This is a genomic window from Streptomyces thermocarboxydovorans, assembly GCF_039524635.1.
Taxonomy (GTDB): domain Bacteria; phylum Actinomycetota; class Actinomycetes; order Streptomycetales; family Streptomycetaceae; genus Streptomyces; species Streptomyces thermocarboxydovorans.
The window spans coordinates 1-10,489 of record NZ_BAAAGU010000108.1 but is presented as its reverse complement, the minus strand read 5'-3'; the positions used below and the strand labels follow the sequence as shown (position 1 = coordinate 10,489).

At 75.9% G+C, this 10,489-nt stretch carries 6 protein-coding genes and 1 pseudogene; 1 reads left to right on the top strand and 6 read right to left on the bottom strand.

The features are described 5' to 3' along the window. The 3 genes and pseudogenes from ABD198_RS29765 to ABD198_RS29755 all read right to left on the bottom strand — a co-directional run. Window positions 1–1,269: pseudogene (locus tag ABD198_RS29765) on the bottom strand (ABC transporter permease); the annotation flags it as partial. 1 nt (window position 1,270) lies between these two features. After that, window positions 1,271–4,591, bottom strand: coding sequence for an ABC transporter permease (locus tag ABD198_RS29760; protein WP_344007702.1), 3,321 nt, complete (start codon window positions 4,589–4,591; stop codon window positions 1,271–1,273). 200 nt (window positions 4,592–4,791) lie between these two features. After that, on the bottom strand, window positions 4,792–5,205 hold the full coding sequence (locus ABD198_RS29755) for a globin (RefSeq protein WP_344007700.1): 414 nt from the start codon (window positions 5,203–5,205) through the stop codon (window positions 4,792–4,794). 87 nt (window positions 5,206–5,292) lie between these two features. Between ABD198_RS29755 and ABD198_RS29750 the strand changes: the two genes are divergently transcribed. Continuing rightward, window positions 5,293–6,303 carry a methyltransferase domain-containing protein gene (locus ABD198_RS29750; RefSeq protein ID WP_344007698.1) on the top strand — a complete coding sequence of 337 codons (1,011 nt, stop codon included), beginning with the start codon at window positions 5,293–5,295 and terminating at the stop codon, window positions 6,301–6,303. Between the two features lie 29 nt (window positions 6,304–6,332). Here ABD198_RS29750 and ABD198_RS29745 read toward each other — a convergent pair whose 3' ends face one another. The 3 genes from ABD198_RS29745 to ABD198_RS29735 all read right to left on the bottom strand — a co-directional run. Further along, complete coding sequence (locus tag ABD198_RS29745; RefSeq protein ID WP_344007696.1) at window positions 6,333–7,526, bottom strand: FHA domain-containing protein; 1,194 nt, start codon at window positions 7,524–7,526, stop codon at window positions 6,333–6,335. 111 nt (window positions 7,527–7,637) lie between these two features. Then, the gene (locus ABD198_RS29740) at window positions 7,638–8,984 is read right to left on the bottom strand and encodes a vWA domain-containing protein (RefSeq protein WP_344007694.1); all 1,347 of its coding nucleotides are present in this window, start codon (window positions 8,982–8,984) and stop codon (window positions 7,638–7,640) included. Window positions 8,985–9,119: 135 nt separating this feature from the next. Next, window positions 9,120–10,489 (bottom strand): PP2C family protein-serine/threonine phosphatase (locus tag ABD198_RS29735; RefSeq protein ID WP_344007692.1); only part of this gene is annotated, 1,370 nt, incomplete at its 5' end.

The following is a 10,489-nucleotide window of genomic DNA, read 5'->3' as shown; positions in this document are numbered from 1 at the left end:
GCCGCCCGCGGCCGCCGCCGCGGAGTGGCCCGGCCTGGCCCCGGGCAGCAGCAGCCACGCGGCGGCCAGCCCCGCCCCGGCCGCGGGCACCGCGACCACGGCCGTCTCGGCCAGCAGCCGTTCGGCGATGCCCCGCAGGGAGCCGCCGCGGGCCCGGAGCAGGGTGAGTTCCCCGTGCCGCCGGCCGGCCGCCAGACCGCCCGCCATCAGCAGCACCACGGCGGCCACGGTGCCGGTGCCGAAGGCGGCGACGGCGACCATGGGGCCGATGGCGGAACGCATCCGGGAGTACTCGGCGAGCACCTCGTCCAGCTCGGTGCTGGTCGCGACCTCCGGCGCGGTGGCCTGGCGCACCCGCTGCTGGGCGGGGCCGGACTCCAGCGAGGCCACCGCGGTCCGCAGCCGGGACACCTCGTGGGCGTGCAGGCCGCCGAGCGAAGGCGCCTGCTGCCAGTAGCGCCATGGCTCCAGCGGGGTGCCCAGCAGCGCGGGTGCCGCGTCCGGCGGCAGCAGCAGGGAGCCCTTCCAGTACTGCCGCATCTCCGGGTCGCCGGCCAGGACGGTCAGGACGGGGGTGCGCAGCAGCGGATCGGCCGACCAGTACGCGCCCTTCGGCTCGCGGGGCTCCACGATGCCGGTGATCCGCACCCTGAGCGGGGGACGTTCCAGGCCCGGGAAGCTGAGGACGGAGCCCACCCCGATGCGCAGGGCGCGGGCGGTGTCGGTGGTGACGGCACCCTCGACGGCGGTGGTGGCGGTGGTGACCCGCCCGGTTGCCCTGGGCAGCCGGCCCTCGCGCAGCCGGGAGTGGCCGGCGAGCCCGTTCTGGGCGGCGAGGGACAGCCGGGCGGGCAGACCGTCCGGGCGGGGCAGCCAGGGCTCGGACATCTCCGCCTCCTCACCGGTCCGCACGCCGTGGGAGGACTGCCCCGCGTCGACGGGCAGGTGACGGCGGGTCAGGTCGAGGATCCTGGCCTGGTACGCGTCGAGGGCGTCGCCGCGCAGGGCCGCCTCGCGCTCCGCCGGGGAGGCGGAGAAGTCGGGCTGCGGGGCCGTCACCCGCACGGTGACCCGGTCGGGGCCCGCCGACTCCACGGCCCGGCGCAGCCCGGCGTCCCCGTACCGGTCGACGGCACGGGGGAGCGCGGCGGCCAGGAACGCGGTCACCGCCACCAGCAGCGCCAGCGCCAGCGCGGCTCCGGGCGCGGACCGCAGCCGGGTCCGCACCCAGGGCGCGACCGGCGCGGGCGGTCGGGACGTGCCGGGCACCTCACTCGCCTCCCTGTTCCCGCAGGGCCGGCACCGGGTCCGCGCGGCGCAGCGAGAGCACGGCCGTGACCAGGAGCGGCACCAGCGCGACCGTCACCAGCAGCAGCGCCACCCGGGCGGGCGGCAGCTCCACCAGCACCTGCGGCACCGGCCGGGCGGCCTCGGACGTCAGCATGATCAGCGGGATCACCGCCCGCGCCAGGACGGCCCCGAGCAGCACACCTACCCCCAGCGCCAGGGCGACCAGCACCCCGTGCTCCAGCACCACCACCCGCGCCAGCCGCCGCCGGGAGGCGCCCAGGGCGCGCAGCACCGCGAACTCCGCCGACCGCTCCCGCAGCGCCCCGGCCGTGCTCACCGCGAAACCCACCGCGGTCAGCGCCGCCGCCGCGAGCGCCGCCGCGCCGAAGGCCGCCTCGGGACCGGCGCCGAACGGGTCGTCGCGCAGCTCCGCGGCGATCTCGTCGCGCACCACCACCCGGGACGGGTCGACGTCCGGCCGCGCCCGCAGCGCCCCGGCCACCTTCGCGGAGGCGCCCGGCGCGGTCCGCAGCCACCACTCCGTGGGCGCCACACCCGAGCCGTACAGGTCCTGCAGGACCCGGTTGACCGACCGCAGGTCCAGCAGCAGGGCCCCGCCGTCGTCCGCCCCGCCGGACGGCGCCGACGGCAGCTCCCGCACCGAGCGGGTGATCCGCACCGGCACCGTGGAGCCGTCGACGGTGACGTCCACCCGCTGCCCGGTGCGGGCGCCGGTCGATTCCAGATAGCGGTCCGTGGCCACACCGCTGATCACCGGCGTCTCCGGCTGCGGAAGCTGCATCCGGACGGTGACCATCCAGTTCGCCCAGCGGTTCTCCCGGGGGATGCGGCCGGTGCCGTAGCTGACGGTCAGCGGGCCGCCCGGGGTGAGGCGGGGCCGGGACGGGCCGCTGCGGGCGTCGGCGGCGGTGCCGCTGGTCTTTGCCGACAGCGCCCACGCGGACCGTGCCGAGGGGAGCGCCAGGCGCCGGTCCCGGCCGCCGGCGTCCGTGGCGGTCAGCGAGGCCGCGGTGAAGCGGTGCGTCCGGGCCCGGCCGCGCGGCTGGGGCAGGTCGAGCTGGAGCCCGGTCAGCGTCATGGGGCCCGGTGAGCCCTCTGAGGCGGCGGCGAGGTCCAGGGTGAGCGCGTGGGTGCGCCCGTCGCTGGGGAGCCGGCCCAGGGGGAGCCGGTGGGGGACGCCGTACTGGTCGACGAGCGTGGCCCGCACCTCCACCGCCGAGTCCGGCCCGGCGCCCGTCAGCCGCGCCGCCAGGGTCAGCCGGCGGGTGCTCTCGGGGATCCGCACACCGGCGGTTTCGCCCTTCGGGGTGAGCGAGCCGAGCAGGTCGTCCACCGGCTCATCGGCCAGGTCGGAGCGCATCAGCACGGTCCCGGCCGCGTGCCCGGTGTCCAGCGCCAGCACCGTCGCGGTGCGATTGCCCGACAGCGGCACCTCCGTGCGATATGCGGGGGCGACCGCCCGGACGCCGGGAACCGCCCCGTAGGTCTCGGTACGGCCCGGCTCACTGTCGCCCGCGGCCAGCAGCCGCACGTGGGCGCCGGCCCGGAAGTCCGCCTGGTCGCTCTGCGAGCGGTCCCAGGAGGAGCCCTGGCCGATCGCCAGCATGCCCAGCGCCACCGCCAGCACCAGCAGCAGCACCGGCCCCGCGCCGCGCATCGGGCGGCGGCTGAACTGCCAGCCCGCCAGCGCCCCCGGCAGCCCGCGACTGCCGGCCGCTCGCCGCTCGGCCAGCCGCGCCACCGGCGGCAGCAGCCGCAGCGTCAGCACGGTGCCGGCGAGCAGCGCCAGCTCGGGCGCGGTGACCACCAGCGGGTCGATGGCGTCGCTGTCGAGGTCGTGGCCGATCGCGCCGGACGGCTGCCGGCTCAGCTGCCAGTACGCCACGGCGGCCACCGCCAGCAGCCCGAGGTCCGCCCCGGCGCGCACCGCACCGGGCAGCGAGCGGGCCCGGCCGGGCCGGAACAGCGACCGGGACGACAGCAGCGCGGGCACCGTGACGGCCAGCGCGCAGCCCAGCGCCACCGCCGCCGCCACCAGCCACACCGTGCCGCGCCCGGCCGCGTCACCGACCGAGGTGTCCAGGTGCAGCCCGATCCGGGCCAGCGCGCCCTGCCCGGCGAGCAGCCCGGTCAGCGGGCCCGCCAGCAGCGGGGCGCAGGCCACCGCGGGCACGGCCAGCAGCAGCGCCTCCAGAGCGGCGACCCGCGCCACCTGGGCGCCGGAGCCGCCGCGCGCCCGCACCAGCCGGGTCTCGCCCGCCCGTGCGGCGCTCAGCAGCCGGGCCACCAGCAGCAGGGTGCACACGGCGAGCAGGGCCAGCTGCAGCGCGATGATCAGCAGGGTGGAGCGGGAGACGAGCAGCGAGCGCTCCACCCGGTCGAGCACGCCGGGCAGCGCACTGGTGGCCTCCGCGCCGCCCAGCGCCTCGTCCTCGCGCAGGGCGGCGGAGCCGGCCCGCATCGCCTCGCGCAGCGCGTCGATCCGCTCGGTGCGCAGCGCCGTGAAGTCGGCCGCGGCCAGCCAGGCCGTGCCGCCCTCGCTGACCCGGTCACCGGCAAGCACGGACGGCGGGGCGAGCAGCGGGCCGTAGGTGGTGAAGTCGATCTCGACGGTGCCGCGCCCGTGCAGCTCGTCCAGCTGCCAGTAGGGGCGGGTGACGTCCACCGGCCGGTACACGCCGGTGATCCGCACCGGCACCGGGGAGCCGCCGAGGCGGTCGGCGAGCGTTAGGCGGGCGCCCGCCTTCAGGCCGAGGCGGTCGGCGGCGGCCTCGGGCAGCGCGGCCTCGACCGGCCCGGATCCGGTGGCGGCCCGCGGCATCCGGCCCTCGGTGATCCGCACCTGGGCCGGCTCCAGCGCCGCGAAATGGGTGAGATCGGGGTCGTCGTCCGCAGTGCGGTCCAGGGAGCCGTCCGCGGTGCGCTCGTCGGCGGGCCGCAGCGAGCCGGGGAGGGCGTACGGGCCGGAGCGGCTCAGGCTGCTCAGGGTCACCGGCAGACCGTCGAAGGCCCGCCGGGCCCCCTCGCGCACGGCCGGCTCGGCCTCGGCGCGATCCTTCGCCGGTACGTCGGACTCGACGACGAGCGTGGTGCCGGCGGCGTTCCGCTCGTCGCCGAGCGCGTGGCGCAGGGCCGCGTCGCCGATGGCGGCGGAGCAGGCGGTGAGGGCGGCCAGGACCGTGGTGGTCAGCAGAACGGTGAGCAGGGCCGCGGCGAGCAGCGGCCGGTGGGCCCGTGCCCGCGCGAGGACGAACCTCGCCAGCCCCCCCGCGCTCCCCACCCGAGCCCCCCGCCCGTGTCGTCCGGCCCCCGTTGTCCAGACCTCCGGGCGATGGTGTCAGAGACGACCGGCCGACGGTAAGCGCTTGTCGCGCGGACTTGACCAGATCGTGATCGAATATCGGCGAAGAGTGACCGGATTCCGCACGGCGGGGGACGTGGGTGCGGGGCCCACATGGGCCCCGGGGACGTGCGCGTGGCTCAGTCCGGGGTGTTGATCATCGAGGCCGCGGCGTACGTCAGGTACTTCCACAGGGTCTGCTCGTGCTCCTCGGACAGACCCAGCTCGTCCAGGGCGACCCGCATGTGCTTCAGCCAGGCGTCGTGCGCCTCCCGGTCGACCCGGAACGGGGCGTGCCGCATCCGCAGCCGCGGGTGCCCCCGGTTCTCGCTGTACGTCGTCGGACCGCCCCAGTACTGCATGAGGAACAGCGCCAGGCGCTCCTCGGCGGGGCCCAGGTCCTCCTCGGGGTACATGGGCCGTAGCACCGGGTCCTCGGCCACACCCTGGTAGAAACGGTGGACCAGCCGGCGGAAGGTCTCCTCCCCGCCGACCTGCTCGTAGAAGGTCTGCTCCTGAAGCGTGCCGCGCCGAATCTCTGTCACGCCGTCCATGCTCTCAGACCGATCGGGTTAGGACTCAAGACCTAGGTGTGACCTAGGTCCGCCGCCAAGGAGCCCTCCCGCCTCTACCGTGGAGAGATGGGCGGGTATGGGCATGCGGTGCGGCCGGAGCTGGAGGAGATCGCCGTCCCGGCGCGCGAGGCGCTGGTGCGGGAGATCGCCGCGAGCGGGGCCTTCGACGAGGACCCCGTCTGGCGCGAGGTGTTCGCGGCCGTGCCCCGGCATCTGTTCGTGCCGTCCTACTACGTCGGCACGGCCGGGGGCTACGAGCGGCGCAGCTGCGACGACCCCGATCCGCGGGCGCGCGAGCAGTGGCTGCGCGGCGCCTACCAGGACACCCCGCTGGGCCTCGTGCTGCGCGACGGCGAACTGCTCTCCTCGAGCAGCCAGCCGTCCCTGATGGCGCTGATGCTGGCCGCCCTCGGCGTCCGGGACGGCGACCGGGTGCTGGAGATCGGCACCGGCAGCGGCTACAACGCCGCCCTGCTCGCCCACCGGCTCGGCGACCACGACCTGGTCACCACCGTCGACCTCGACCGGGAGATCACCGAGCCCGCCCGCCGCAATCTGGCCGCCGCCGGCTACCACCCGGCCGTGGTCACCGGCGACGGGGCGCGCGGCGCCCCCGATCGTGCTCCCTTCGACCGGATCATCGCGACCTGCGCCCTGCCCTCGGTCCCGCCCGCCTGGCTCGCGCAGACCCGCCCCGGAGGCCGGATCCTCGCCCCCTACGCCACCGGCGTCGTGGCGCTCACCGTGCACGACGCGGGCCGGGCCGAGGGGCGCTTCCTGCACACCCCCGCCTACTTCGTCCCGCTGCGCGGCGCGGCCCGCTCGCGGCCGGAGCCGCCCGATCCGACCGGCCTGCCGGAGGAGGCCGCACGGCACGAACTGTTCCGCTTCCTGCTGGCGCTGACCGCGGGCAGCGGCCTCGATCCCCGCGAGGCGTACGAGGTGTGGGAACGCGCCGGGAGGCCGCAGCGCGAACGCTACGGCCTCACCGTCGACGGCGACGGGACCCGGGCCTGGCTGGACGACCCGGACGGTCCCGACGTATGGCCGCTCGCCCCCGCCGGCCAGACCGCCTGAGCGGGGGCGGGGCGGGCGGCTTGGTTTGCTTAAGTGCGGCGGATGGTGATCGTCGTCCAGGCGCCCACGTGCACCCGGTCCCCGTCCTGGAGCGGCACCGGGACGAAGGGCTGGATGGGCTCCTCGCCGCCGTTGACCGTGGTGCCGTTGGTCGAGTTCTGGTCGACGACCGCCCAGCTGCCGTCCGGCTGCTGGACCAGCACCGCGTGCTGGTGCGAGACTCCCGGGTCCTCCGGCGGGGTCGACAGGTCGATGTCCGGGGTGTCGCCGGTGGAGTGGCGGCGGCGCCCGATGGTGACCTGGTTGCCGGTGAGCGGACGCGTCTGCTCGGGCGAGTACGCGGGCAGGTTCAGGCCCGCGGCCTCGGGACCGGAACGCTGCATCATCGCCATGAAGTACTCACGGTCGGGACCGATGATCGCCGTCCAGGTGCCCTGGCCCTGGTTGTTGTTGTTCTGCTGCTGGCCGTAGCCGCCGGGGTCCTGCGGTGCCTGGGGCGCGCCGGGCTGCGGGTAGCCGTAGCCGCCGCCCTGCTGGCCGGGGCCGCCCGCGGGCGGGGAGATCACCCAGTCGTCGTCCCCGCCGCCGTAGGACGGGCCGCCCGGCTGCTGCCGGCCGGTGTCCTGCGGGTATCCGGGCGGGGCCGGCGGACCGGCCTGGTAGCCCTGCGGAGCACCGGGACCGCCGGGACCGCCGGGGCCACCCGGGCCGCCGTATCCGGGCGGGCCGGGCGGGATCGGCTCCGCGGGACGGTTCACCTGCGAGGGGCGGGAGCCCTGATAGTCGTACGCGTCGCCGCCGCCGTAGGACGGGCCGGGCGGCTGCTGGTAGTGGCCGCCACCGGGACCACCGGGACCACCGGGACCACCGGGGCCACCGGGGCCGCCGGGGCCGCCCGGGCCGGGGGCCGGCGGACGCGGGGCGGGCGGGGTGTACGTGGTCGCCGTGTTCGTCAGGAAGTTCCAGCGGCACTCCTCACAGAACGGCGCGCCGCCCTCACGCGGCGTACGGCACTGCGGGCACAGCTCGGGCTGGCCGCCGCCGAAACCACCGGGGCCGCCGGGACCACCGTGGCCCTGCGGGCCGCCGGGCGGCGGGAACCCGTAGCCGCCGGGAGCGGGCGGCGGAGGAGGGGGCGGAGGCACGGCACCCGCCATGCGGTGACCGCAGACCTCGCACCAGTCGTCGGAACCCGACTGGTGTCCGTTCGGGCAGGTCGGCATGTCGGCGCTTCCCCCTCTCCTTCCCGGCCGCATCCGACCGGACTTCTCCAACCCCAAGGGGTCAGGCTCTTCACTTACAGGTACGTACAGGCACGTTCGGGTACTTGCAGGTCACTTCTTTACACGAACGGTCTTGGTGGACCGAGTCTCGAGCGTCATCTCGTCGGCCTCCTCGACCTTCGCCTTCAGTCGCACAGTACCGGTCGCGGCGTCCACGACGTCCACCACCTTCGCAAGCAGTTTCGCAGTATCCGCGTTGCCGGACGCGCTCGCCAGCTGAACCGCGCGGCCCAGTTTGGCCGTTGCTCCATCAAAATCGCCCGCTTTGCGCAGATCAAGTCCCTGCTGGATGGCCTGTGCCAGCTCGGCCTGTCCCGTGTAGTGCGCGACCTGCGGGTTGATGGCGGTCGACGCGGCCACGTCGTCGGTCCACACCGCCCGCACCAGGCCCTGCGCGCCGAGGTTCTCCACGGTGCCGTCGGGCCGCGGAATCACCAGCGACACGCGGGCGGCGAGCATCTCCTGGCCGATGCCGGCGGGCGGCACCTCGACACAGATGTGGTAGTCGCGGGACTCGTCGCCCCAGGAGCCCAGCGGATAGTCGCCGGCCCGCGGACCCGCCTCGGTGCGGCGGTCGGTGAGCTCCTCCACCGTCGGGGCCACCTGCTTGACGAATCTCACAGTGGTGCCCACCGGGGTCCACAGCCGCAGGGAGACATCCGCGACCTCCTTGCCCATCGCCGCCTCCATCATCTGCGTGAAGTCCGCGGCGAGTCCGGCCGGATCGGCGACGATGTCGGCGGTGCCGAGCAACGCCGAGGCGATCCCTGTGACTTCTTTCACTTCCCAGTCGGTGCCGACCCCGCGCGCGTCGCAGGTGAAGCGCCCGGCGCAGGCGTCCAGCGCCGCCTTCAGATCCTCGGGCGACTCGTGCTCGTTGCGGCCGTCGGTGAGCAGGATGCCGTGCCGGATCGCCACGTCCGCCGACGCCAGCAGCGTGTCGGCCAGCCGCAGCCAGGTGCCGATCGCCGTGCCGCCGCCCGCGCTCAGCTTGCGCAGCGCCTGCTTGGCCTGGCCGCGGGTGGCGGCGTGGGCGACGGCCAGCAGCCCGCCGCCGGGGTAGACCTCCTTCGCCACATGGGTGCCGCCGACCACCGCGAAGTGGACGCCGTCGCGCAGCGCGTCGATCGCGGCGGCCGTGGCGTCCCGGGCGTTGCGCATCTTGGTCGGCGGGTAGTCCATTGAACCCGAGCAGTCGACCATCAGCACCACCGCGGCCGACGGGCCCTCGCCCGGCGAGTACAGATGGGGTGCCGTCACCGCGTTGCCGATGGTGCCGCCGCCGGTCGCGGTCACCGTGACGACGGCGTCGACCTGCCCGGCCCCCTCGGGCAGGTACTCGTTCTGGTACACATCCACCGAGAACCGGGGCACGTTCGATTTCGAAAGATTGGCCATGCCAGCTTCGATCCCCCTCAATGCCCCCGCGAGGCGCGGGCGGCGTCGGACCACGACCGGTCCCCTCCGGCCCGTTGATACTTCCCCGCTTCAGGCCCGCGCTACGCGGCGAGTGCCCGGCCGGTACGCGGCCTCTCAGGCCGATCCTGCCCCCGCGGCGGCGGCCGGGAACGGCACCAGAGCCACTGTTACGTTGTCGTGGCCCCCGCCGTCGAGGGCGTGACCGACCAGCACCCGGGCGCTGTGCAGCGGGCGCAGATGGGCGTCGGCGGGCACCACCTCGGCCATCTCCTCGGCGGACTCCGCGTAGTTCCACAGGCCGTCGGTGCAGACCATGACCATGCCCGGCCGGTCCGGTTTGAACGAGGCGGTGTGCGGCTCCAGTTCGTAGGCGTCCGCGCCCAGCCAGCCGGTGATCGCGTGCGCGCGCTGGTCGGCGTACGCCTCGGCCTCGCCCATCAGGCCCGCGGCGACCATCTGCGCGGCCCAGGAGTCGTCCTCGGTGAGCCGGGCCGGCGGGGCGGAGCGGTCCACCGGGACCCAGTAGGCGCGGCTGTCGCCGACCCAGCCGACGATCAGCAGCCCGCTGGTGACGACGGTGCCGACGATCGTGCAGGCCGGGGCGTTCTGGTGCGGGGCGTGCTCACGGGCGGTCGCGGGCTCGTCGGCGAGGGCGTTGACCGCGTCCGAGGCGGCGAGGATCGCGTCGTGCATCGCCTGCTGCGGGTGCGTGCCGCGCGGCAGGGCCGCCAGCAGCGACTCGCTCGCCGCGCGGGCGGCGGCCAGCGAGGCCTCGTCCGGGCGGGTCGCCGAGGAGACGCCGTCGCAGACGATCGCCACGGAGGCGGGGGAGCCGTCGGGCAGCGTGGTGGTGCCGATCGCGAAGGCGTCCTCGTTGCGGTGGTGGCGCAGGCCACGGTCGCTGACCGCAGCCACGGGGCCGCATTCCTGTTCCATGTGGTCCCGTTCGCGCGGCTGGGCGTGGCCGCAGTTCTCGCAGTAGCCGTCGTCGTCCACCCGTCCGGCGCGGCAGGCCACGCACACGGTACCGCTCTCGCCCTCGGCGGGCTCGGCCGCGGCGGCGCTCTGCGCCGGTTCGGGCCGGGGAGCGGCCCGCACCGGCTCGGCGGCGGCCACCCGGGGGTCCGGCGCCTGCAGCGGGTAGTCCTCGGGCTGCGCGGGACGGTAGACGCCGCCACCGGGGGCGTGCTGCGGCTGGGAGGCTCCGGCGGCGGAGGAGGCCGCGGCGGGGTGCGCGCCCTGCCGGCCGGGCGCGGGGGCGGTCTGCGGTGCGGGCTGTGGTGCTGCCTGTGATGTGGGCTGGGTTGTGGGGTGTGCTGCGGTCTGCGGTGCGGGCTGTGGTGCTGCCTGTGATGTGGGCTGGGTTGTGGGGTGTGCTGCGGTCTGCGGCGCGGACTGCGGTGCGGGCTGGGGTGCTGCCTGCGCCGCGGCCGGGGGCGCGGCGGGCGGTGCGGCCGGGGGTGCGGCGGGCGCCGGAGGGGGTG

What these genes read in the sequence shown, in the direction of transcription:
- ABD198_RS29755 (WP_344007700.1), bottom strand. Translation starts at nt 5,205, where the DNA reads ATGGACGGCGTGACAGAGATTCGGCGCGGCACGCTTCAGGAGCAGACC.
- ABD198_RS29750 (WP_344007698.1), top strand. Translation starts at nt 5,293, where the DNA reads ATGGGCGGGTATGGGCATGCGGTGCGGCCGGAGCTGGAGGAGATCGCC.
- ABD198_RS29745 (WP_344007696.1), bottom strand. Translation starts at nt 7,526, where the DNA reads ATGCCGACCTGCCCGAACGGACACCAGTCGGGTTCCGACGACTGGTGC.
- ABD198_RS29740 (WP_344007694.1), bottom strand. Translation starts at nt 8,984, where the DNA reads ATGGCCAATCTTTCGAAATCGAACGTGCCCCGGTTCTCGGTGGATGTG.